A 26,095-nucleotide genomic window follows, 5' to 3' on the forward strand; every position below is an offset into this window, starting at 1 on the left:
TTATTCTATGATTAAATGCCAAAAAAGATCAATTACAGAAAGTATTAGATTTAAAAGGTCAACATTATCTGAATATATTTCTGTCAATTAAATTATAAAATTCTTCTTTATAAGAATCCCCAATGGGAACAGGCTTCAAGTCTGGATGAAATATGGCTAATCCTTGTTCGATTATCTTTATTTTGGGGATTGAAACAATGTAGGATCTATGAACTCTAATGAATATAGGCTTAATAAAAACTGCTTCAAAGTCTTTTAGGTTTCCTGCTACTAAAATGCAATTTTCTTCAAGGTATATTTTAACAAAATTCTTAAAACTTTCTAGAAAAAAGACCTGCGACGGATAAATCTTTATAAGTTTCCCTTTTGTTCCGGATTTCACAAAAATATAGTCTTGATCCTTTATTATAGGAGATCCACTCTGTAATATGATGGAATTCACTTTGAAACATGCTTTAAGGAACCGAGAAAGAGAAATTGGCTTAAGCAGGTAATCAACAACTTCATTTTCAAAACCATCAATTGCATATTCAGCGTGGGCCGTAGTAAGTATAACCTTGCACCTTTGCGGGATTAAACTCAATAGCTCAATCCCAGTTAGCTCAGGCATTCGCACATCCAAAAATACAAGATCAGCATCATGTTTTTTGATAATTTCGAGTCCTTCTAAAGCATTTGTTGCAGATCCAACAAGCTGCAAATAATCAGTCTTTTCAATATGGTGGGTCAGCACTGAAATTGCAAATTTTTCATCATCAATTATTACACATTTTAACATACTAAATAAATTATGTAATTAAAGATAAATTAGTAGATCAACTTTAAAAGTATTGGCATCTTCTTTTAAATTTAAACTATACCTACTACCATACTCAATTGTCAACCTATTCTTAACATTTTCCAATCCAGTTCCTTGTGAGCTCCAATTGGGTTTATTAGATTTACTATTAATTACGATCATATTTACTGATCTGGAAAATTCATTGAATTCTATATTAATAATTAAAGGCTTTTTCCCTTTTAATAATTCTCCATGCTTGAAGGCATTTTCAACTAAGGAAATCAAAACAAATCTAATAATACGCATTCCAACAAAGTTTCCATCAATTGTGAACTGAACATCTATGTCATCATAAAACCTCATTTTATTTATTTTAATTACATTATTTATTTGTTCGAGCTCTTTGGAAATTTCAGTTTTACCATCTTCCTCTTCTGCAGATATTGCGTAATGCATTATGTCAGCCAAGGTAAGAATGTTATCAGCCAATTCTTCAGAAAGCGATAATGCCTTGGAATAAAAAACATTAAGAACATTAAAAAGAAAATGAGGATCAATTTTTGCAGATAGGTACGCAAATTCAGTTTTCATTTTTTCCCCTTCCAGGTAGATTTTCTTTTTTTCAATATCATGGGCTTGAATTGTGTACCAATAGCCAATTCCAAATAGAGTGTATTGTATCCACCACCAGAGGTGCATACTAAAAAATTGGAATAAAGTATATGGAATTGGGGGATAATCAAAAACAGGGAAGATATAAATGTATAATATGCATTTTAAAAAGTAAGAGATAAAAAGCACTGAGAAACTGGCAAATACTACTAATGTGTACCTTTTATGAGCAAACAGTCTTGGGAAAACAAATAATGCATTGCAATAAAAAATAAAGCTCGAGGTTGTATACTTTCCCAGTGCATCCTCAAAAAAAACTCCTCCATCATTTTCTTGAATAACTGCTACAAAGTAACTAAGAACAGTCAATATAATCCAGAAAAGTAAATGCAATATGAGATGTTTGTTCTTTTTCAAGAATGCGATTATCTGCATTAGTATTATTTTTTATTGCTATTTTCTCAAATATTCATAAGCTACCTTAATCCAGTCCTGATTACCTACATTTAAAATAACATCCGGTTTAATGCCAACATTGTCAATAAGGGGAATGAATTCATGGTAAGTCGTTCCCATTGGACATAAAAATGTATATAACGGACATGGCAAATTTCTCGCGCTGCCAATTTCTGTGTAGTCTAAGGCTCCACCAGTTTGCCTGCCAAATATTATTACTTTAGCGCTCTGTTTGGCCCATAAAACAAATAATTCCGCAGCACTTAAAGTTGTCTCATTTGTCAATATTGCTACCTTTATTGGATTCCTCATTTTCTTTTCAAATGTCATTGTATCGCGCTCAGTTACTTGGACAATACTTTTAGGATGTAGGCGCATCTTCAATATTATAGAATCGAATGTAGACTTATCGTCTGAACTAAATCCAGGTGTATTTCTTATTTTCTGATAAATTGAAATATTCTCGGGCGAGGATCGCACTATAAGGCCATCAGAAAGGATTGGGTTCGAATATATATATTTCAGTATGGAAAAAGTGGACATAATATGACCACCAGGATTATTTCTCAAATCAATTAATAAATATTTTCTGTTTGAAATAATGCTATCATTTTTTCCAAAAAGACTGTCTATCTCGTTACGCCTACTAATCCAAAAGCTATTTATTGTGACCACAGATGCATCATTGCCTAAAGTATGAAATGAAATTCCTTCTTTATCATTTCCACTATTAACCTGATTGGGGTATATTTTAGTCCATGTTCCACTCCCCTTTATTACAAGATTATTCTCTTGAATGTATGCAAGTGAATTAATAGGGGTGTGATCCTTTTTGTAATAAACAATCGAATAAAGATTATTGGATTTTTTTATCTCCATTCTTACCATTCCCCAATCCCATAAGAGACTATCTGATTCAAAAATGACAGCTACAAAATTTCTAACCCCAGGGGATTTTCGATAAATAGCAACCTTTGTTTTAAGCGATTTCATTTCCCATATTCCTTCAATGTTGTCAAGTTTATTTCTTTGGAAATATTTCATCACCTCATTCTTACTTATTTTAGCCCGCGGCCAATTTTTAAAAAAAGATTCCAATGCACTCTGATTCTCTTTATTACCAACTAAATTTATATTAAGGTGAGGATCGCCAAAATACGTAAGATAGGATTTCAGTAACGTATAACATTTAAATCCATCCTGCATAAATGCCTGTTTTCTAACGCTCTCTTTGAATTGAATATAATCTCCAATAGAATCAATTTTTTGTTGAAAGGCAATATAGTTTTTCTCGACACTATTACTTAAACTGTCAAAATTGTCAATGCAATTGCATTGACAAAATGCTGACTTTGAGCACAGTATCAAAACAAATAAAAATATAATGCGCATAAATTAACAGATTATGGAAAAATAAGTTAATGATGTAAAAGCACTTCCAAGACATGATTCGTTTAAACTTGAACAACTAGCACAACTGTGACTAGGTTTAGGTTCTTTAACTGTTGTAACTGCTTTTCCCAAAAAAGCATAATTAACTTTACTCAGATTTGCTACAACTATTTTATGAAGGCGCAGTGGAGGTGGGTTTTGAAGGGTTTTCATGGTAATACAATTAACAAATTAATAAATAAAATATCATTTCGGTTTTCAAAGCAAATATATAATACCACCACTTTCGCTAAAGCTAAATAATCTGAAACGGGTTTTGCTATATACAGAAAGTATTATTCTATAATTAAGATAACTAAAAACCTTCAGAAATAGGCAAATATTATAGAAAACAATAATTCATTTATTAAGACATCAAATTTTGAATCGGCAGAAACAACTCCTTCGTACTTATCCTTGATAATTAAAAACTTATAGATTAGAGCCTAAATAAAATTGGGCGTTATGATATACAAAATATAATGGTTCATCGAAAATGGGCAGTTGCCAGGTTAAAGGATATAATATGATACAAAAACCCGGTGCAAAGATTTGCACCGGGTTTTGGAAAGATCAACTGCGGAGAATAAGAACTGTTATTGCTTTATCTGGACATTAACGCAGTAATTTTTACTTACCTTTAGAAGGAGTTTTCTTGCCAGCAGGAGTATTTTTCTTGCCTTGATTCTTTTTTCCAGTTTCCCCATCTATCAGGAGCTTTACAGCTTTACCCATATTGTTGTCTTGTGCCAGGGCTAAAGTAGATTCGGACAGCTGCATGTTATTTTGTTTAAGCGGGATCTTTACTCCTTGCAGGTTATATGCTTCAATTTCGGCAATACGCGGATTTGCCCTAAGTAACACATTTTCCTTTACACCATTTACTCTAATGGAAGCAGCAATATCACTACCATCTTTCATCCGCCTTGCCATACTTTCCTTCTCTTCTTGTGTAGCTGATAATCCGGGTAGATTTCCAATTTCCTTTACAACGTTAAATTCGATTTTGTTGTCGTAAATCGACTTTAAAGGATGGGTACCATCTTCCTTCGTTATTTTGAAATCAATATACTGCCACCTGCCTACCATTTCATTAGTATCAGTATTACGGAAGGTATTATGAACAAACCTTCCGCGCATGAGGCTTTCCATTTGGGCGACAGTAAAACCTTTTTGCTTATAAAGACCGAAGGTGTGACTTTTTTCTTCATTGATACCATGTTCCTTAAATTGTACGTGGATACGGTTTGCGAAATAGAAATCGTCCTGATTTTGTGAAGGTGTAATGGCCTTGCCTTTTTCAACGACTACGTTAAAACCATAATCACCAATTTTCCTTTTGGCATTTGCTTTCAATTCTACTACTTGAATCCCTAATTTCATAGCGTTGCGAAGTGGTTCATCAAAAATATTTCCAAATCCCAGGTTAGAGATAGTTTCTGTAAGAAATGAATAATTTTTTTCGACCATAAAAAGTATTTTAAAAGTGAATATTAAAAGCTCTTGTTTTTGGATTTCTTGTTACTGCTACCTTTTTGATCCTGTTGAGTAAATGCCGGATTAGATTTTATTTTTGATATTTCGGTATCTATAATGTTGAGTACGTCTTTTTTTATTTGCAAATAAGTTTGCATTACAACATCATTGTCATTGCGTATAATGGGAATGTCAACGTATGCGGATTCTTCAATGCGTATGGCCTCATGATTGTTTAATGCTTCGCAGTGAAAGGCTTTTAATTTCAATGGCTGGCTAGGCTCATCTGCTAATACACCGACAAAGTGCCCACTTGATAATCCGGCGATTTTAGAAGGTGGGACCGCTGTATCAAGTTGCATGTTTCTTGAAATTGAAGTATCGCTGGCATTGATAGAAATGGATTCTCTTTCCTGCATAATTTTGCCGATCCTGTCGGATACCTGCCGGGCAGTGTCACCCATAACTTGTCCTGATATTATATTACCGCAGATGTTCATGATTACGTCTGCTGATTCTTTACCATAATTTTTTACAAGCTGCGACATATCCTGTATACCTAAGAATGTGGCTACCTTGTTACTTCTGGCTGTGGCAATGGTTGTATCTATGGCAGGAGCATAAAGTGTTGGAAATTCATCGAAAATCAGACTTGACTTAATTTTATCTTTCTGGTTAACCAGCTTAAACATACGTTCTGTATACAGTGATATAACAGCACCATATGTTTGGGCCTTTGCCGGATTACTACCAATACACACAATTTTAGGGTCATTGGGATTATTTACGTCAAGGTTAAAATCGTGGCCTGAAAGAACGTAATATAAAGATGGAGATGAGATTCGGGCCATTGCTATTTTTGCTGACGCTACCTGCCCTTCAAGTTGTTCGTTCGCGCCATGAGCCAGTGCGCTCAAAAACGGATTAATTAATACAGAAATTTCTTCCTCCAATGAAAGTACCGGGAATAGACGCTGGTATTCAATTTGGGCGAGTTCTATAACATGGGGAAGAGTGCAATACTTACCGTTTTCATATTTCCTGAGAAACCAAAACAGAGCAGTAGTGAAATTTATTGGGGATTCTACGAAAAAATCGCCAACCTTCCGTTGCCACTCGCGGTTTAAAGCTAACATAAATGTCCGGCTGCTTTCGGTGGCATCTGTTATATCGTGCATTAGCTCCGGTGCCAAAGCATTACAGCGATGCGTGCGGCTTAAATCATCGAAGTTGATAATATAGAATTTTGGAGGCACTTTATATTTATGGCAGTTTTTAAGCAGGTGGTTATATGCTATTTTGGTCAAGTCAGGAAACTTGAAATCGAAGATGAACATGGTGAAACCCTTTTCTAGGTGTTGGCTTATTATATGTCGAAAAAAATAATATGTCTTTCCAGATCCAGGAGTACCCAGAATTATGGTGCCCCTAAAAACGCAATACAGATTAATTATTGACTTACGGAGTTTTCCACGCAAATAATATTGTGCCGGGAGGTTTACAGAATATTCATTGGCGATAAGTGTTTCGCATTGTGGAAATGATTCATTTTTCTCATTAAAAATATCTCCCTTGTAGCGGAGATTTAGCACTTTTGTTAAACGGGTACCTCCTGCAAGTATGGTAATGTATCCAGAAGTAGTAGTAACAATATAGAGGGGATCAGCAAGTGTGTAATTCGGAATAGCCAGTAAAATGTTACTGGTGAAATACAGGATAAGTCCAGAAATAATACAAAAAAAAATGGGAATTATAGTTAGTTTATCATCTTTTCTCCCTCTTGTGCCGATAAGTGAGATTGTTAATAGTAATAGTATTGTTATTTTTTGCTTGGTTAAGGTGGCTAAGAAAAAAAGGCTACGAGTAAGATTATAAAAAAAACGGTCTACATAGTCATTGCTTATTCCGTAATACTGAAAAGTAGTATAACAAGCAATGTAAAAATGTATCAATAGGATTACGATACTACCCAACCGGATAAAATCTAAGATCCGTTGTAGCTCCTGCACATTTTCCCCTGTCTGCATAACGGTGTATTTATATTGTTTAAAATTTTCTTCTTTTTTTCTTCCTCTTTTTCAAAAATTCGGGTAAAAGATCGTTTCCAGTATTTTCGTGTGAAAAAAGATGCTGATAGATGGCAATCGTTGTATTGAGATTAGTATGATGGTTATTATGAATAGTTTGTGCTGTATCTGTACTGGCATCTTTGTTGGACAGTGAACTGTCGAATCTTAACCTGTCGTAAAACTCTGATGGATGATAGTTCAAATCAGCTACCGATACTGCTGCGCGGGTACGGCTATCAACTAAAATAACATCGGTCAGTTGCCCAGCAGGATTATACGCCAGGTGACAGAAAATATTCTGTTTTTGAAGAAGTTGGGCGGTGTTTGAATTAAGTAAGCCTTGCTGAAGAATCTTATCCATTCGTTGCCGCATTGGTAAAATTTTCAGGCCGTTAATCGCCATCCTTTTTTCGATATAGTCAAGGCCGGGAAAGGATGAAATTGAGCTGGCGGGAATAGGTATACCGGTTTTACCACCAAACCTGTCGAGCTGTGAGTATGTTAGTCCTCTCCTTTCATAAAGCAGCGTACCGGGTTCTCCCCGATCAGCAATAACGTTGTGCAGACGTAGAATAGCGTTCAGCTCATCAAGTGTTGTATACAAGTGAGTGCTGGTTACTCTGGAAACAATATCATCTATTGTAGCGTGTATACCGATAGATTCTTTACTGCCTTCTGCAACAATGAGATTGTATTCCTTTTCAATGGCTTTGCGTGCAGGTTCACTTTTAATCTTGGCGATATTGTGAAGATTTATAGGCTTGCCATTTGCTTGGACATTAGTAGTTACGATATGAACATGCGGATGGGCGGCATCCCTATGTTGGTATACGAGGAAAGGTTGACCACCAAAACCGATTCTATTCATATAATCAAGGGAGAGTTCTTGTAATGTTTCTATGCTTAGTTCTTCTTTATTAGAAAAGTTTAAGGAGATGTGAAGGGTATTTGTTTTTATTTTTCTGTTCTTGTTTGTCAGGGCTTTAAACCTCTTTAGTTTTTGATGAAATGTCAAATCGTCTGTATCACATGCAAACTTTGAAGCGAAAATTAAATCTGCATTTCCCAGTTCAACTTTCCTTTCATTGTAATGCAATGCGCCTCTGATTGATTTTCCAGTACTCATTCGGACAACCATTTTTTTGCATTTACAGATATTAAATCAAGCAGGGTGGAAATTTTCTCATCAAGTAATAAATATTTATCAAATGCAATACGGGCGTAAAATGCTTTTCGTTTCTCGTCAGGATATGTATTAAACAAGCGAGTAATTTGATTAATATTCACACCTATTGATTTTATTTCCGACCTAATGGCTGCTAGTTCCTCCATTAAAATATCTAGGCTTTGATCGTGGCAAACTGTTTTGATCACCCGGTTATGTAGTATATCTCTAAGCAGAGTACTCATGTCAGTATTAGCGCTTTGAGAAAGGAGGTTTTGTAGTTCCGTGTATTTTGATATATCAACTTTTGTTTGGAGATGATATTTAAGTTCTGCTTCTGTTTTTGATTTTCTCTGTGGCATATAGTAGACTTTATGTGATAAGGTGCTATGCACTGTGAGAAATAGCGGATAGCTTTTCGTTGCCGTATACGGCAATACATCTTGCTCTGCACGCACAAGTGCAGAGAAAATTCACCCAGTCGCTCAGGTGAGCGGGGTAATTCCGGGGCAGTTAGGATCAGAAGCCGGTTTGCTTCTGATCCTAACTGACGGTCACAAACTTTTTTTTATGGTGATTTCGGTGGTAATAAGCCGGTGTTGATACTGGTAATTTCAGGTATCCGTATCCAGGTAACGGTTTCTTCTTCCAATTCGGGAAATTCTTTTTTCACCAGTTCTATTTCTTCATCTAGTAGCATACGGACAAATGATGTATCCTCATCGTAGATACCAACGGCCTCATCGAACTTGCGCACTATCCACATATAACATCAATTTTTATGTATAAACTAATATTGGATTTTGCAGGATTCAAAGTTGAACGTGAATTAGTAGGCACCATATTCATGATCCAGTTATGGGCTGAAATTTTCCAATTACGTATACTGCAACCCTTTTTTGAACGCCAGTTTTTACTATCATAAAACAGGAAGAAATGCGTAGCTTCCAGATCGGAAATACCTCGATGGAGAAAATACGCTTTCACTGCTTCAATTTTCGGCGGTATGTTGTTGGAAAACTTTATCATAATTATGTCTTTTTGGCAGTAACTATTCGTTGCAATTTTTGCTTGGAATGCAGTTGTATACGGGAGGATAATAGCTTTTCTATTTCTTCACTGGAATAAAAAATAGTTCCTCCTACTTTGGTAAAAGCCAGGGTACCGTTTTGACGTAGGGTTAAAAGAGTGCCGGCAGAACATTCTAAAAATTTTCTGGCTTGGTGAGTTTTAAGCCACTTCTTTTGAGATTGCGGTGTAGTTTCTGCAAGTATTCGCCTAAATGCGATCAGCAACTCGGTTTTTAAAATTTCCAGATCAGCAACCGTTACGAGCTGATCTCTAAAAATGGGATGGGAAGAAGTAATACTATTTTTCACATTTGCCATATACGCACAAAATCTTGCACGAATATAACTGCATGAAAAAGTGATTTTTCATAGTGCAATTCATAGTTAGGAAAAAAAAGTAAAAAATATGTGGAGGACTTGAAGCTAAAATATAGGCGTAATTTGTATACTCAAAAAAGTAAAAATTGAAACTATTGAAATTCTGAAGAGAGGTTTGAATTTATTGGGTTGAATTTTTTTGTTCATTTAATATATTTCATTTATTCAATATGAGCGTATTTATACGCATCTATTCTCGTATTTATACCTATTTACATTCGATTAACAATCCGAATAAGGAATTACTATACCTTAGTTATCTGATTCTTTGCATAAGCCCTGTGAAAATAAAGTTTAGTATTTCCCCAGGTAATGTATTTCCCGAAAAAGAGTAAATGGATTTATTTTAATCAGGATAACTCTCCATTATGTAGTGATTTTTATCTGTTAGAATCATTGTTGTCCGGGTAAACAATAATTTAAAGGGCAAAAAAAGGGCAGTTCAATAGAACCGCCCTAATTAGTTATGTTTGAGTTACCACACCTAAACAATAACTAATGAGCGAATTTAAAAAATTTCCCGGACAGCCGATCTTATCACAAATATTAAATGTAATACCGTCAACAGTAATTCATACTGCGAGCAGGAAACATAACGCGAACCGTTATTACAAGCGGTTACCACTTCGGCTTCATTTAGTAAGTCTGTTATATGGTGTCTTCAGCTATTGTAATGGCCTTCGTGAAGTATGTGAGGGTCTTCTGGCCTGTGAGGGAAAACTTAGCCACCTGGGGCTGGATAAAGCTCCTGCCCGCAGTACGCTCTCCGATGCCAATAATAGGCGTAGTTATCGGGTCTTTGAAACAATTTATTACGGACTACTACGCCAGTATCACAGCTTTATCTCGGACAGCCGGTTAAAAGGGCTGAGTATCCGCAATCTGAAAGTGGTTGATAGCAGTACAATTCAGCTTTTCAGTGAAATACTGCGTGGTGTAGGCCGTGCCCGTGGAGATGGCAGCAGAAAGAAAGGTGGATTCAAGGTCCATGCCATGATGGATGCTTTTAGTGGAGTTACTGAATTTGTACGCCTGACGGAAGCCCGTGAACATGACCAAAAGTTTCTGCATCACCTGAAGCTGCCCGCAAATAGCTGGCTGGTATTCGATAAAGCGTATACAACCTATCATCGGTTCGCTAAATGGAGTGAACAGCAGATTTGGTTTGTAACCCGGGAAAGGGATAATGCTCTTTTTCATGTGACCAAAGTACTGATTGACAGGACCCGCAAACACAACAGGAAAGCAGTGCTGAAGGAGCAATACGTAACCGTAGGAATTAAACAAAACGGAACAGTTGTCCAGCGCTTAAAACTGCGACGTATCACCTTTAAGTCAGATGAGGGCAAAGTGTATATGTTCATCACCAATAACTTTACTTTACCCGCCTGCCAGATAGCTACCATTTATAAAAACCGCTGGATGATCGAATTGCTTTTTAAACAGATCAAACAGAACTTTCCGTTACGTTACTTCTGGGGAGAAAGCCCCAATGCCATTAAAATGCAGGTCTATTGTGTGCTGATTGCACAACTGTTGATGGTCGTAATAAGGAGAAAAGCTGCAACCAAAAAGTCTTTTTCCAATATGATTACTGTAATAAGACTTCATCTGATGAGCTATGTAGGATTACTGGAGTTCATTAAAGACACTTATAAAGCATGGAGAAAAATACATAATGCAATGCTGGACTTTTCTCCATAATAAAATCCGGGGGAGCTCCCCCGGATTTTATTATAATATTTTTTCCTTCTGTATCACTTACTCACAAAGAGATACAGGCTATTTTATGTCGATTTTACCCGGACAACAATGTGTTAGAATCAATTAAAATAGCAGGAAAATTAATCACTTTGGTCAATTCTAAAAATCACCCATTTTCTAGTATCTGTATACCATAAGTATCCATTACATATCATACAAAATACATTTTCATTATTGGCAGAAGTCCTGAAAGGAAAGCCACCTTGTAACCTTTGACTGAACGCTAATTTACGTGGATGACCTTTAAGCATTGAATGTTTAAAGGTGAATATTTATCCGGTAAGAATTAACATAAAATGTGGAAATATATTACAACCCAAAAAATTAGCATAAATACCACTTTGAATTATACGCCTCAATCTATTATGGCATTGTAATTTAGCTCGGCACTACCGGCATTTAATAAAGACTGAATTTAGACAGGCTCCGTATTTCCTTTTACCCTGAAGCTATTGATCACATGAAACCTCTTTATTTACTTATATTTTTTCAACTGTTGCTGTTATTGGGAATTCAGGCGCAGGATAGTACTACCAGTAAGCATAATAAGATACCTGATAAATATTTTTCCCAAGTAAATAAGAAGTCTGATAAGTTAGAAAAACAGGTTAGTCAAAGAACTGAAAAAGCACTGGCCCGATTTATCAATGAAGAAGGGAGGATGCAAAGAAGACTCGCCCGAATTGACTCCACCAGGGCAAAACAACTTTTTTCAAACTCAATTGACTCTTTGGGAAATTTAAAAGCACGCATGCAAGGTAAGCTGGGCAAGATATCCCATCCTTTAATGCAATCTGGGGGGCCTTACCTGGACAGCCTCCAAAACTCATTGGCTTTCCTAAAACAATCCAAAGATTTATTGAATCAGTCAAAGGGTATCACTGATAAATTGAGCAGCTCCATTAACTCAGTAGGACAATTGAAAGATAAACTACAACAGGTAGAAGAGATAAAAGCATATATACGGGAACGTAGGCAAGTATTGACCGAGCAACTAAAACAATATACCGGCTTCTCCAAAGACCTGCAAAGGATGAACAAGGAAGCTTTTTATTATGGACAGCAGTTAAGAGAATATAAAGAAGTTTTTAAAGATAAAAGGAAGGCAGAACAGAAAGCAATGGAGATCATTCAAAAGTTACCTGCTTTCACTGATTTTATGCAGAAGCATTCTCAACTGGCAAGTCTTTTTAATATCCAAACCACTGCTGCTTCCACTCAAAGTTTGGAAGGGTTGCAAACCAGATGCCAGGTAGAAAATTTGATTCAGCAACGCATTGGAAGCGGCCCTAATGCTAATGCTGCACTGAATCAACAGATGGGGGAAGCCCGTAGCAAAATGGATGAATTGAAAAGCAAATTCCCTGAACTTAATAATGCTGGGGATATGCCCAATTTTAAGCCCAGTGAAATGAAATCGAAAAGTTTTATGCAACGATTGGAGTTTGGTAGTAATATTCAGTTTCAGCGTAGTAATAAATTTTTTCCTACTATCGGAGATCTGGCAGGACAGGTAGCTTACAAGTTCCATAAGAATGGGAGTACGGGTGTAGGGATTTCCTACAAGCTGGGCATGGGTACCGGCTTTGATAATATCCACTTCTCCAACCAGGGAGTAGGTATTCGTTCCTTTATCGACTGGAAGATAAAAGGAACCATTTTCCTTAATGGCGGCTATGAGCAAAACTATCAACCTAATTATGTTGGCTTAGTCAATGGCCTTGGTCAGCAGTGGACACAGAGCGGCCTTATAGGGATCAGTAAAAAATATAACATCAATAGCAAATTAAAGGGTAATATCATTTTGCTCTTTGATTTTTTATCCAATCAGCATGTGCCGAGGACAGATCCTTTTAAACTGCGAACAGGCTATAATTTTTGATTTATCCACCTATAATTTCAAATCTATTAAACAATAAATTCAACGGTCCTTTTATGAAAAAACAATTTTATCCCTTTTTCATTTTCCTGCAATTATTGTTACCCATTACCGCTATTTGCCAGGTAGATCTTCCGACAGGAAGCGCCTCCTTCAATGTTCCACTATTTCAGTATACAGATGGCAACCGCCTTTCCTCTAATATTTCGCTAGATTATACCGGGGGAAGTGGCATTAAAGTAGATGAGATTCCGACTAGCACAGGTCTTGGCTGGCGCTTACAGGCGGGCGGGGTCATTGTAAGAAATACAAACGGAGTACCGGATGATCAGATAGGTGGTGTATATTCAGGAGACAGGTACAGCTCCGGCTATTTATACCCGCCCTACACCAATTTATTAAATCCTATTTCTCCCAGGGGTGGATTTGTACCACTTATTCCCTATAACTGGAGTTCCGATTATTACAAACCAGATTCCTCGGTAATGATAGATTTAGAACAAGATATTTTCGTATTTCAGTATGGAGGAAGAACCGGAAGTTTTATTATCGCTAGTAATGGTAATATCCTTCCGCTGGATAATTCAAAATTGAAAATCGAGAAATTAGAAAAGGATATGTCCGCCGACAGCATTATTACGAGGATCAGCGGTTTTGTTATCACCGATGAAGTTGGCATTAGATATACCTTTTTAGCTCCCGAAACCAGTAAGGTCATCAGCTATGAAAGAGGAGCGGCATCAACGACAACCTTTAATCAAACTTTAATAAATCTGCAATATAAAATAAATAATTATTCCGTGATTACCAGTTGGTATCTCACAGAAATCTATGACCCTTTATCCTCCAACAAAATTACTTTTAGTTATGCTGATTACAATCTTGATTATTTAATAGGCTATTCCGGTGCCTATGCCTTAAATATAGTTGGCGGTACAGGACAGGCTACCACCCAAAGTATTCAGCAAAGGTTTTCTGGTAAAAGAAAAAGGATTACAGGGATTGCTTTCCCCGGTGGAAAAACAAATGTATTGTTTAAATATTTTGATACGGATTTGGTGGACCTGCCTGGAGAAAAGGCATTAAAACAAATGGTTGTTCTAAGAGATAGCATAGAGACAACGGGATACCAATTCAATTACAACTATTTTTTTAAGGATACCCTCCGTGCTTTTAATTATTCATTTGCCGCTAATGAGCTGCAGTACCCAAGGTTATGTCTGAATTCAATTCAGAAATCCGGGTTGTATTCCATATTAGAACCTCCCTATGTTTTTTCCTATTTCACTAAATATGGCTACGCATCTATGCCAGCCCGCACTTCAGGAGGACGGGACCATTTTGGATATTTTAATAATGATGTCCAGGGGCAGGATTATTCAACCACTGATTTAGCCTGGAATAGCACCAGGGCCTTAACGCTTAATACGCATAGGTTTGCTGCGGTAGGTCCCCCTGTAATTGGGGCATTAAAAGAAGTACAATATCCGGCAGGGGGAAAGCTCCAATTTGACTATGAAAATAATACTGCAGCTTTTGGGGCATCTACTGTTTTGTCGGGCGGGATCAGAGTCCGGCGCACTACACAAATCGATATGGTAGATACTACCAAAAAAATAATAAATGACTACCGCTATGTGAATGTAGATAGTAGCTCTTCCGGATGGGGTTATGAAACTCCCTTATTACTGGATACCAGTTCAAATTACCTGGTTTTGCCGCCCTCATCTACTCCCTATAAACCGGTAAACATGAGCTATAACACGGCATCTTCGGCCAAACTGGTGATAACGGATGATAAAAAGATTAAAGCGGCTGATATCGCAGAGTTATTGGGATTTAATGTATTTATTTGCATTGCAGTTGCCGTTGTTCAAAACTTATTTACCCCACCACCCGCTACCACCATCCAGACAATCCCATCTTACCAGGAGTTGAGCGACCATCCATCTAAGTATAATTTATTACCCCACATGTATAGCCGAGTGGAGGTTTACCAAGGATCCACTGCAAATAATATCGGCAAAACCGTTTATGAGTTTACTTCCCCAACAGACTTTCCGATTTCAGTGCCCCTGCAGCAAGCCCCATTCTCAGCCAATCAGAGGTGTTTGCCTTGGGTGTATGGAATGTTGAAAAGAAAATTAGAATTGAATAAGAATAATAATCCCAGTTTTGAGACCATTAACAACTATAACGCTTCCATTTCACGATTAAATTCTAACGGGGTGGGCTCCATTCGATGGAAAGCAAAACAGGTGCTCATGTGCCCAGAGGGGTTGTACAATGGTTATAATGGCTCTGTGCTGTTGATTAATGATAGTTATTTACCATTGGTAGGAAGAACCGAATTACTATCTGTCACCAACAAAAAATATGATAGCACTGGAAATTTTACGCAAACTGTTACTACGTTCACAAATGATAACATAAATTATTATCCCAAAAAAATTACCACTACCAATAGTATTGGTGATACCATTCAGCAGAGAAATTATTATACCGCGGATTACAATTCAGCCAATATAATAGCCTTCAAAGTAATGAATGATGCCAACATGATCAATATCCCTATTTCACAAGAGACCTGGAAATTAAGCAGTACCGGACAACAGTTATTAGATGCTAGTATCTCAGATTTTAGACCACTATGCTCAGGTGACCTGAAAGTAACACAGAACCTTACCTTTCAAAATGCCAGCCCACTACCTTCTTCCATTGCTGGAACATTTGACGGAACCACCTTGAATCGGCTTCCTTCTTATATAAAGCTGCAGCAAGCGTTAAGTTTTGATAGTTCCTCTGGCCGTCCTGTTCATATTTTGAATCCAAACGCCCCTGAAATTGGTTATCAATGGGGTTACAATAATGAATATGTGGTAGCAGTTGTGAAAAATGCACATGCAGCCCATATCGAAAAAGGAGTTGTCGGAAATGTTACCAATGGGATCATGTCGGCAGTAAATAATCAGACTCAAACGGCTACCATCACCCTTTCTCAACCCGGAAATATTTATTTGCAATTGGTAGCTCCCCCTACTGGTGAAGCCAGGTATTGTTCCTATTTCCTTTCGAAAAATCTTGTTCTTGTTAAAAGTGGTAATTTATGTAATGTAGTTAGCACAGGTCAGGTACCGGATATATGGAATACCTATAAAATAGCTAACCCTCGTTCCGCTTTATTTTCAAATCTCCCAGCGGGTACCTACACGATAACCGCTAACAATTTTCAAATTATCTCCGGCCAGCCAAATCCAAGTACTTCTTTGAATTATGCTTTTTCAACTGAACCTACCGTAAACATACCTGCAGGATTCTTTTACCAGGGATTTGAAGATATTACGAATGCTGCCACCGATAATCCTTATGCAGGTAAGAAATATAACATCGGTAGTTATACGGTTCCCTTCAACATAGCTGATTCTCGGAGCTATAAAATTGATTATCGTTATTTGTCCGCAGGCAATTGGAATTATGTGTCTAAGCCATACACCAACAATATGGTGCTCAGTGATGGAGTTGGCATTGATGAAGTAAGAGTGTATCCGGTGGATGCTACCATAACTACTTATACCTATCTACCTCTAATAGGTATCACTTCTGAAACTGATGAAAATGGTCGGACAGTATTTAATGAGTATGATCCACTGGGAAGACTGTGTTTTGTTAAAGATGAGCATAAAAATATTTTAAAGCGGATCTGTTACAATTATGCCGGGCAACCGGAAAATTGTGGCGGGCAATCCTATAGCAATCTGGCTGTATCACAGACTTTTACCAAACAGGGTTGTGGACAAGGATTTACCCCAGGTACGGGAGTATATACCATTCCGGCAGGAACATATACCGCAGATGATTTCACCGCAGCCTACGCAATGGCAATGGCAGATATTTTAAAAAATGGACAAAATTATGTCAATCAAAATACGGCTTGCTCTTGTGTAGGTGTTGATCATGCTATCATCGGTGGTGTCTGCGAATTGGGTGTTCGGGAAGATTTCGTAGTGGCAGTCGATGGAGGAGCCAATTGTAAAAGCGCTTATTGGTACCGGTATTCCGATGGTTCTCACGGACCCACTTATTTAGGCGGCTACGTCACCTGCCCTTGACGATTTTAGGAACAATAATTTTTTAAATTATCCAATCAATTTTATGATTTCCCCGATAATAAAAAATATACTCGCAATTGGTATCTGTCTATTCTTTTATAAAATAATAGATGCACAGGTAATACCTTCTGCCACGACACGTCCTGCTGCCAGCCCGGTACCCGTACCTGCTGCATATCAAAATCCTGGGATTAATTATGTGAGGACCTGGGTGTCCCAGGTGGCGATCACAGACCCGCTTATAGTTACGAACGCTTCAAGAACAGTGCAGGAAGTCAGTCAACAAACCCAATATACGGATGGACTTAACAGGCCCATTCAGACAGTCGTCAAGGGAGTTAGCAGCTCCGGGAAAGACCTGGTTTCATCTTCTGTTTATGATAGCTATGGGAGAACCCAGTACCGGTACTTACCTTATGCCCAGCAAAGCGGCAATAATAATGATGGTAAATTTAAAATGGACCCCTTTAATAGCCAGCAGGGATTTTACCAGGATAATTTTTTAAGTCCCAGCAGTAAAGGTGAAAATATTTTTTATGCGCAAATTGAATATGAAGATGCGCCCTCTTCTACTGCAATAAGAAACTATAACCCTGGAAATACTTGGGCGAAGGAAGGAGGAAAAAAGCCCCAGGAACAATACCTTATGGTTAATACGGTGGCTGATTCCGTGCGTGTATGGGATTTTCCTTCCAATGGGATTCCTGTAAGTACTAAAAGTTTTGATGCCGGGCAATTATTTAAAAGCACCTATAAAGATGAAACAGGTGCCCAGGTGATTCAGTACGTAGATAAAAATTCACGGCTTGTATTAAAGAAAATACAGCTATCCGCCACTCCTGCGACTGGACAAACGGGATGGCTATGTACCTACTTTGTTTATGATGATTTAGGCAATCTACGCTGCGTTATTCCTCCCCTTGCAACGTATTTTGTAAACGGTTATTGGAATACGGTTAATGTAGCCCCTGGATTATGTTCTCAATATAAATATGATGAAAGAGGTCGGAATATTGTAACAAAACCACCAGGCGCCGATTCAATTGAAACGGTATATGATCCTTTAGATAGGCCGGTAATGCAGCGGGATGGCAATATGAAGGCGAAAAGCCAATGGATGCTTACCTTTTACGATGGATTAAACCGACCATTAAGAACTGCCATTTATCAATCAGCGAATAACCGGGATGCCCTGCAAATACTTACGAATAGCGCTCCTCCAGGTACCTTTCCATTTATAGCTCCTGCCTACCTTAGCGATCAATCCTTAATTTATTACGATGATAATTATGCTTTTCCAGGAGTACAGGCTGCTGTTACAACTGATTTTACCAAACCTCAAAGTGCGGCATCAAATGCGGAACCCAATTCAGCCATTAGCCACCGTACAGGAGGTCTGGTTACAGGCCTGCGGGTAAGAATAATAGGGACCAATCAATGGCTTGCTGCGACCATCTACTATAATGACAAAGGAAGAAAAATTCAGGTAATAACGGATAATATTAATTCAGGTAAAGAGGTAAATACCTATTTATACGATTTTACCGGTAAAGTGCTGAGCACTTATTTACGGCATACCAATCCGCACAGCGCAGTCACACCACAGACCACTATTCTTAAAACAATAATTTATGATCCTACTGGTAAACCCTTTGAAATAGATATGACGGTAAATGACAGCTTACCTTCAAAAAGAATTTTAGCCTACTTAAATTATGATGAGGGTGGCGTTCTGAAAACTAAAAGTATTGGCATAAACAACCAGGTTCCCATTGAGACCTTAAATTATGAATTTACGATCCAGGGCTGGCTAAAGAGTGTGAACAAAGATTATATAAATACTTCTAATAGTACATCGAACTGGTTTGGCGAGGAACTTTCCTACGATTATGGATTTAATACAAACCAGTATAATGGCAGCATTGCCGGGGCAAAATGGAAAAGCCGTGGAGATGGTATTGCCAGGGCATTTGGTTACAGTTATGACAATGCTAACCGGCTTTTAAAAGCAGATTTTTCGCAGCAAAATCAGGGGAGCATTAATTGGACGGTAGATAAGGTAGATTTTTCAGTCAGTAATCTGGCCTACGATGCTAATAGTAATATAACCGGCATGCTGCAGAAGGGCATGAAAGGGTTAGGTATCGCCGTAATTGATAGCCTTAAATACGGATATATACCTTATACCAATCAATTATTTTTTGTTACAGATAAGAAAAACGACCCTCAAAGCAAATTGGGAGATTTCAAAGAAATCGTAAACGACGAATCGCAGGATTATAACTATGATGCATCCGGGAATCTTGCTGTGGACATGAACAGATTAATGAGTCCCTTGCCTTATAATTACCTAAACCTATCAGATAGTATTACTGTGCTGGGCAAAGGATATATAGCATTCACCTATGATGCTGCTGGAAATAGATTGCGTAAAAAGGTAACAGACTTTTCAGGTGGCGGAAGTATTACAACTACAGATTATATTGGCGGGTTTGTTTATAAGAATGATAGTTTACAATACTTCGCTCATGATGAAGGGAGGGTAAGGGTTTTGTATGCCAGTGGCCAGCCTCCGGCACTCGTATACGATTACTTTATATCAGACCATTTGGATAATACTCGTATGGTGCTTACTGAGCAAACCAATACGGCTACCTATGCAGCCACTATGGAGACTGCTAATTCAGCAAAGGAAAATGCTTTATTTTCCAACATAGATAATACACGGACTGTGAAACCCGTTGGCTATCCAGTAGATAACACCACTTCTCCCAATGATTATGTGTCTAAACTAAATGCTACTGCCGGCACACAAAAAATTGGCCCTTCTATAGTCTTGCGGGTAATGGCAGGGGATACGATACAATTGGGCTCCAAAGCATTCTATAAGTCTACAGCTGCCAATATTTCCAGTTCAACCCCGGCAGACATGGTAACCGCTTTATTACAGGCTTTCACTTCCAGTACTGCGCCTGGAGATGGGGCGCATGGCAATGGGGCGGGGCCAGGATCTCCTATTACGAGTAATTTTACCAGTGTCAATTACCAACAGTTACAGAACAAAGATCCGTTACAAAATCAATCCACGAAACCCAAAGCCTATCTGAATTTTGTTGCTTTTGATGATTTATTGAATCTCGTAGATGAAAATAGTGGTGTAAAACAAGTGCAAGGTAACGCCAATGAGTTACAGACGCTTGCTACAGATAGAATGGTCATTAAAAAGGATGGATTCTTTTATGTATACACCAGCAATGAAAGTATCCAGGACGTGTTTTTTGATAATATTGTTGTTGCACATAATAGCGGGCCGCTACTGGAAGAAACGCACTATTACCCGTTTGGCCTTTCGATGGCAGGGATCAGTTCAAAGGCTTTGAAAAATCCATATGCCGAGAATAAAAATAATTATAATGGCATTGAGCAAACAACGGAGATTGGACTTAATCAGTATGATGCCTTTTATCGCACTTTAGATCCGCAAATAGGTCGTTGGTGGCAAATGGACCCCTCTGGTAATACTTATCCTGGGGTTTCTCCTTATAACAGTAATTTTAATAACCCCATTTCTTTTACAGATCCTGATGGTAATGATCCTGGATGGACCTGGCTAGCATTTCAGCTTGGAATTGGGCAAAATGGTAATGGTTCTATCCTCCTGGATGAGGTTGAAGTCTTTGGCCAAAACCTAGCTGGAAAAGGGCTTGTAGAAGGGGGAATACAACATTTTACTACCAATGGGTTTAATCAAATTGCGAGTATAGGCGTAAAGGCAATGGCTCAACCAAATTTGTTTGAACGGATCATAAGCGTTGGCATTGAAAATTTCAAGCGAAATATGATTGAAGGTGCTTCTACCACATTAAGTTTAGCGATAAGAGGAATTCAGAACTTTAATTATAGATTAGAAACAGGAACCACAACTCCACAAGTAATTTTTAATGATCTTTCGGAAAATCCTCTGAGTGCCGTTACTGGCATTGCAGGAGTTGAAGGTGTCCTTGGAGATGCTGCGATTGAAGAGCTATCAATGGTTGCGAGAGAGGCAGAGGAATTAAACACTGTTAAAGGTATAAAGCCCTATGAAGTTGGACTATTTAAAGACCTAAAGGCAAGGGAATTAACTTATGACGACCTGGCGGTACACCACCTTGTACAAAAAAAACCAGCTCCTAATGCATTCCCTGGGTATGATGAGAATTTGGCACCTTCGATAGCTTTGCCTACTCGCGAACATTTAAAGATACCTAACTTTAAGGGAACAGGAGGAGCCGGGACTGCGAGGCAGCAATTGGCACATGATCTTTGGAATCTAAGGAAATATACAAATGCTCCACTTTCAAGTCAGTTCGAAATACTAAATTTGAACAAAAGAATGTATGGAAAAATATTAGAAAAAATTAAATAATAAAATATGAATAAGGAAGAATTCGTTGATATCATTAGATTACGCTCAATAGAAAGAACTATTTCTGGGGTGAAAGAAAACTTGTTGGACCCTCCTGGCCGGTCTCCTGCAAAGGATACAATTGAAGAATCTAATTGGTTCAATAATTTGGACAGCGCGAATCAAGAGTTTGTGACTAGGATAATAAGAAGATCAGTTGAGGCAGGAGTTTTCACATTTCTATGTCTATTGGATGGGGTCATGGCAATAGAGAATGGTCCTAATAAAGGGGTACTCAAACTGATCTATGAGAAAGATGGTCAGAAAACTATATTAAGTGATCAAACCGGTGATTTTCTACATGAGCTTATTTAAGTCTGATATATGGTTGGGAATAATCTAAAGGAAATCAAGGAACCTAAAATTAATTTCTACTTTCTGTTAGTTATTGCTGCCATTATATTTAATTCACTGCAACATTTAGCTTGAGATTTAGGCTATGGCAAATCAAGAGATAATAAAAAAAAACTATCGTGATGCTGTAGCAGGGATAATGGAGGAATGGTTAATAAGCAAACATACCAAATGGTATGAATATATAACCAGACTTTCTAATAAATTGCAAACCACATATCTGATTGTTGTTTTGGATAACCAGATTTTCAATGGTGGCTTTCAACAATATTATGTAAACGGATATGGCCAATTTACAACTGAAACAATCCGCGCCCTAATTGCTATTGGTGCTAATCGAAAAGCAACGCTGTTGGAGAAAGCATATAAATTAGTAAATAAGGATAATGATTCGGATGTTGTTTTTAGAAAGCGGATATTAAATAAGGAAATTAGTACCTTATTTAATGATGACGTTTTATTTAAATCCTTAGACGATCTCGATGACCAGTACTATGATGATGAAAAAGAAAATATAGAAGAGCTATTGGGAGGTTATTTGAAAGCATATTAATTAATCCATTTAGATGAATATTGTTGAATTAATGGGCGTTTGAAGAGTGCCCCCGCTAGGCGAAGAACTAACCAAAACCCCTAACCTTGCGAAGTTGAAAAGATCTGAACTTCTATGGTCCTAAACAGCTAGATATTTTGCAGGCATATTTTTTCTAGGAGGAATTTCAGTACTTAAGCTGTAAAATCCTGGAAAATTTCTTTGTAAAAAAGTATTGGGATGAATCAGATATTCTATTTTATCTACATTTTGAGGATGGCACAGCCATAAGGCAAATTGAGATTTCTCCCAATTGGAAACGATATCTCTCTACTGAAAACCCCACCGAAGGTGATTCTATGTAATGCGACCAGTCTTTGGATGAACTTGATCTGGAAGACAAATATTTTATAACTGAAGAAGATTTTGAATTAATCTGGAATAATAGAAAGTAATGACTACTTATATAGAGTTTGGAGATATTTTTAACTTGCCGCATGTTAAAAATTATGCACATGGTTGTAATTGCACAGGGGCAATGGGCAAAGGTATAGCTATTCAGTTTAAAGGTCGGTTTCCTGAAATGTATAAGCAATATAAGGAACTATGTAGGAATGAAACATTTAAAATAGGCGAGGTATTCTTGTTTGACTATGGAGCAGGGTATGTATTTAATTTAGGCACACAATTAACCTGGAAAACTAAAGCAGAACTGAAATCAGTTAAGTCTGCTTTGCAGAAGATGCTTGGAATAGCAGAAGAATTGAAGATTAAAGAAATTGCTTTGCCTAAAATTGGAGCAGGCTTAGGTGGCTTAAATTGGGATGAAGTAAAAACAGCCATAAATGAAATCTCAAGCCACTTCCCGGAGATAGATTTATTTATAGTAGAGAATTATAAACCAGGATAAATATAAATAGCAATAAATCAATAATTCCAATAATAATTACTAATTCCAAAACAAGCAAAGCAGATGACCAGTATTTAAAAGGATTTACAAAATCTACAATTATCAAACAGGGCATCAAAAATTCCCTTGGGTTTTATGCCACGAATCAATTCATATCGAGTCTTTTCTGCAATACTTTATTTAACTTTTCCAACTCTTCAATAAGGTTATCTTTTCTTTTTACAGTTAACTTTAATTCTTCAAACTCCTTTTTCAATGATGAAATATCATTATTCACTAACCCCTTCAATGGTTGTTCTTCAAAGTAATACTGCAATAGATTCGTTTTCAGGAAAACAGAAATTTTAATCAATTGTACAGTGTCTAGCGATTCTCTTTTGTATATATCATATACTGTTGTCGCACCAACATTAATACCATTTGCCAGGTCTTTAGTTTTTATCCCAAGTCTTTGAACAGTTTCATGAATAATTTGCCCTATATGAATTTTCATATTGCAAAATATTTGAAAATTCGTTGTAAATCATCAGATTGCATTATGGTAATTCCGTATTATTTTACACTTTTATTGAATTTTATTACAATTTTTTTGTAATTTTGATATTTTGTTTTAATTTTGATCTCAAATAATATCAAAAATAATGGTAACACGCAAAACTTAGTATATTTGCGCTTCTTCAAAATTATTTGAAGCCTTTGCTTAAATTCTTGTCATTGAAAACTGGTAATTTTTAAAATGGGACAAGAGGTTAGGTTAAGGCCCATGCAATACTGCGTGGGTCCTCCTGCCTGTCCCATGGGTATACCAGTACCTCAATGACGGTGGGATGTGACCTGCGCATTTTTTGTTAACCACATCCCCTTTTCATATACATTTTATCTCAATGTGCGATCATTTCATATGATCCAAATTTCTATTGTCTAATCACAAAAATTAACTTATGGATTCCATTGATTTAACAAGGGGTGATGACATAAATAAATGGCCTCAGTGGCATAATCAGCCTTTAAAATTAACACTGGAAGAGATTAAATCTCCTGTAAAGGTATTTGAGGATTTCTTCTTTGGTTACGATCTGCCAACTCTAAGGGACAATTACAAAGTACTTCACTACGTGCTTAGTGGTCATGAACATTTAAAAAAAGACGGATTTATTTATTTTTTGGCTGATTTAGAAAAAGTAATTGAGGCAGCATTTGTTATAAATAAAAATTCCACTGAATTCAACAAGCCTGAAGTAGAGGCTATGGAAAGGTTTATGGCTATATTTTCTCATGAAATGAACACACAATTTTCAGGAGTAAAAAGCTGTATTGAAGCGATTGAAAATAATTTTGTTGATCTCCCTAATGAAATATCAACTTCTAATGAGTTTTACTTTAGTACGATAAAAGCAATATTGATTAATGGCATGGAAACTTTGCACAATTTAATTACTACTGTTATGTATCGTGAAGGGAAATTGGCAATGACACTAACCAAAACAAAATTCAATATAGCTGGTCTTTTAAACTCTATTCCTGAATCATTTGCATATCAGGCCACATTAAGCAATGTAAAAATTACCACAAATCTACATTCAAATCTGCCATTGGAAATTGAGACGGATAGAATTAAATTCCATCAGGTAATTTCAAATCTACTTCAGAATGCCTTAAAGCATTGCCTCCCAGAAAGTAAAATTCAAATTGAATGTTGTTGGAAAGACTCATTAATCATAAAAGTTAAAAACAAAGGCAGCTTCATTCCTGCAAGTGACAGATTAAGGATTTTTGAGCCGTTTGTACAATTATCACCAAATTCAACCGGCGCCGGATTGGGATTATACATTGCGCAGTTATACACTCAATTAATAGGGGGTGCTATTTTCATTAAAAGTAAAGAAGATGGTTGCACAGAATTTATTATATCCATACCTGAGAAAAATATTGGACTATCTGAAAGTAAAGTAAGGTAAAGAATATTTTAAGTCTGCATAAAGGTGGAACGGCAAAATTGTATCCCGTTAATTGTTTATTCAACCAACGGTCACTTTTGACGACTACAAAACGCTACGATAAATGTGGAACGACATACAGATAACAATCCCGATAATTGAATTATTCTACCATCGGTTTTTTCAAATGAAAGTATTATGAGTGAAAAAAAATTTCCTGAATGGCACAATTTGCCTTTTCGACTCACTAAGTCTGAAATAAAGCACCCCAAAGAGGTTCTGAAAAACCTATGTTGGGAGTATGAGCAGGCTGAAATTCGAGTTTTATTGTGGAATTGGCTAGTCGATACATTTCAGAATGAAAGCGTTAATGCTGGAGGCATTATTGGTCTTTACGAAAATATTGACAAAATGGTTGAGGCGGTCTTTCTCATTTTCAGTGAAAAAGAAGTATGAATATGAAAATATACATATCGATTTATACTAATCCTGCTCTTGATAAATCGAAATTCCTTATTAAAATCACATTTGGCAATGGTAATGTAGCAACTGAAATATTTAATAAGGTGAAAGGAAATATGATAAAACCATGTAAATATGTTTTGGATCTTGTAATTCTATCTGATGAAATAAATTCAATTAACCTAATAAACAGAAAATACACTTCAGCAAAAGTTCAAGTATTGCTACTATTATTTCGGATGCTTAATCACTAAATAATACTA

General features: G+C 37.0%; 19 protein-coding genes. 9 read left to right on the forward strand and 10 right to left on the reverse strand.

The window, feature by feature from the left end:
* Positions 1-64: 64 nt before the first annotated feature.
* The 9 genes from CLV51_RS27250 to CLV51_RS27295 form a co-directional block, all read right to left on the reverse strand.
* Positions 65-778 carry a LytR/AlgR family response regulator transcription factor gene (locus CLV51_RS27250; RefSeq protein ID WP_106531284.1) on the reverse strand — a complete coding sequence of 238 codons (714 nt, stop codon included), beginning with the start codon at positions 776-778 and terminating at the stop codon, positions 65-67.
* Between the two features lie 18 nt (positions 779-796).
* On the reverse strand, positions 797-1,828 hold the full coding sequence (locus tag CLV51_RS27255; protein WP_106531285.1) for a sensor histidine kinase: 1,032 nt from the start codon (positions 1,826-1,828) through the stop codon (positions 797-799).
* Between the two features lie 18 nt (positions 1,829-1,846).
* Positions 1,847-3,241 (reverse strand): S41 family peptidase, encoded by a 1,395-nt coding sequence (locus CLV51_RS27260; protein ID WP_106531286.1) that lies wholly within the window; start codon positions 3,239-3,241, stop codon positions 1,847-1,849.
* 669 nt (positions 3,242-3,910) lie between these two features.
* Entirely contained in the window at positions 3,911-4,750 is an 840-nt protein-coding gene (locus CLV51_RS27265; RefSeq protein WP_106531287.1) for a hypothetical protein, read from the reverse strand.
* Positions 4,751-4,773: 23 nt separating this feature from the next.
* Positions 4,774-6,783, reverse strand: a complete 2,010-nt coding sequence (gene mobC, locus CLV51_RS27270; protein WP_106531288.1) for a conjugal transfer protein MobC — start codon at positions 6,781-6,783, stop codon at positions 4,774-4,776.
* Positions 6,784-6,802: 19 nt separating this feature from the next.
* Positions 6,803-7,951, reverse strand: coding sequence for a relaxase/mobilization nuclease domain-containing protein (locus tag CLV51_RS27275; RefSeq protein WP_158267170.1), 1,149 nt, complete (start codon positions 7,949-7,951; stop codon positions 6,803-6,805).
* Positions 7,948-8,352, reverse strand: a complete 405-nt coding sequence (locus tag CLV51_RS27280; RefSeq protein ID WP_106531290.1) for a plasmid mobilization protein — start codon at positions 8,350-8,352, stop codon at positions 7,948-7,950. The genes CLV51_RS27275 and CLV51_RS27280 overlap by 4 nt, the downstream gene beginning before the upstream one ends.
* 206 nt (positions 8,353-8,558) lie before the next feature.
* Positions 8,559-8,756, reverse strand: coding sequence for a hypothetical protein (locus tag CLV51_RS27285; protein WP_106531291.1), 198 nt, complete (start codon positions 8,754-8,756; stop codon positions 8,559-8,561).
* Positions 8,757-9,021: 265 nt separating this feature from the next.
* Positions 9,022-9,378 carry a helix-turn-helix domain-containing protein gene (locus tag CLV51_RS27295; RefSeq protein WP_106531293.1) on the reverse strand — a complete coding sequence of 119 codons (357 nt, stop codon included), beginning with the start codon at positions 9,376-9,378 and terminating at the stop codon, positions 9,022-9,024.
* Positions 9,379-9,936: 558 nt separating this feature from the next.
* On the opposite strand from CLV51_RS27295, the gene CLV51_RS27300 reads away from it, so the two are divergent.
* From CLV51_RS27300 to CLV51_RS27335, 7 genes are all read left to right on the forward strand, one after another.
* A complete protein-coding gene (locus tag CLV51_RS27300) occupies positions 9,937-11,142 on the forward strand; it encodes an IS4 family transposase (protein ID WP_106531294.1) in 1,206 nt (401 codons plus the stop codon).
* Between the two features lie 520 nt (positions 11,143-11,662).
* Positions 11,663-13,084 (forward strand): hypothetical protein, encoded by a 1,422-nt coding sequence (locus CLV51_RS27305; RefSeq protein WP_106531295.1) that lies wholly within the window; start codon positions 11,663-11,665, stop codon positions 13,082-13,084.
* The gene (locus CLV51_RS27310; RefSeq protein ID WP_146151392.1) at positions 13,081-17,190 is read left to right on the forward strand and encodes a DUF5977 domain-containing protein; all 4,110 of its coding nucleotides are present in this window, start codon (positions 13,081-13,083) and stop codon (positions 17,188-17,190) included. Before CLV51_RS27305 ends, CLV51_RS27310 begins: the two co-directional genes overlap by 4 nt.
* A 43-nt stretch (positions 17,191-17,233) precedes the next feature.
* A complete protein-coding gene (locus tag CLV51_RS27315; protein ID WP_106531297.1) occupies positions 17,234-21,598 on the forward strand; it encodes a DUF6443 domain-containing protein in 4,365 nt (1,454 codons plus the stop codon).
* A 6-nt stretch (positions 21,599-21,604) separates the two neighbouring features.
* Positions 21,605-21,952: a hypothetical protein gene (locus tag CLV51_RS27320; RefSeq protein ID WP_106531298.1), complete on the forward strand. Its 348-nt coding sequence runs from the start codon at positions 21,605-21,607 to the stop codon at positions 21,950-21,952.
* 124 nt (positions 21,953-22,076) lie between these two features.
* Positions 22,077-22,544: a DMP19 family protein gene (locus tag CLV51_RS27325; RefSeq protein WP_106531299.1), complete on the forward strand. Its 468-nt coding sequence runs from the start codon at positions 22,077-22,079 to the stop codon at positions 22,542-22,544.
* Between the two features lie 433 nt (positions 22,545-22,977).
* A complete protein-coding gene (locus CLV51_RS27335) occupies positions 22,978-23,433 on the forward strand; it encodes a macro domain-containing protein (protein ID WP_106531300.1) in 456 nt (151 codons plus the stop codon).
* A 145-nt stretch (positions 23,434-23,578) separates the two neighbouring features.
* Here the strand turns inward: CLV51_RS27335 and CLV51_RS27340 are convergent, their stop codons facing one another.
* Positions 23,579-23,926, reverse strand: a complete 348-nt coding sequence (locus CLV51_RS27340; RefSeq protein ID WP_106531301.1) for a hypothetical protein — start codon at positions 23,924-23,926, stop codon at positions 23,579-23,581.
* A gap of 448 nt (positions 23,927-24,374) precedes the next feature.
* Here CLV51_RS27340 and CLV51_RS27345 point away from each other — a divergent pair, with 448 nt between their 5' ends.
* Together CLV51_RS27345 and CLV51_RS27350 are read left to right on the forward strand one after the other, a co-directional pair.
* A complete protein-coding gene (locus CLV51_RS27345) occupies positions 24,375-25,391 on the forward strand; it encodes a sensor histidine kinase (RefSeq protein WP_106531302.1) in 1,017 nt (338 codons plus the stop codon).
* Between the two features lie 177 nt (positions 25,392-25,568).
* Positions 25,569-25,826, forward strand: a complete 258-nt coding sequence (locus tag CLV51_RS27350; protein WP_106531303.1) for a hypothetical protein — start codon at positions 25,569-25,571, stop codon at positions 25,824-25,826.
* The last annotated feature ends 269 nt before the right edge of the window (positions 25,827-26,095 follow it).

The sequence above is a fragment of the Chitinophaga niastensis genome, assembly GCF_003014755.1.
GTDB classification, from domain to species: domain Bacteria; phylum Bacteroidota; class Bacteroidia; order Chitinophagales; family Chitinophagaceae; genus Chitinophaga; species Chitinophaga niastensis.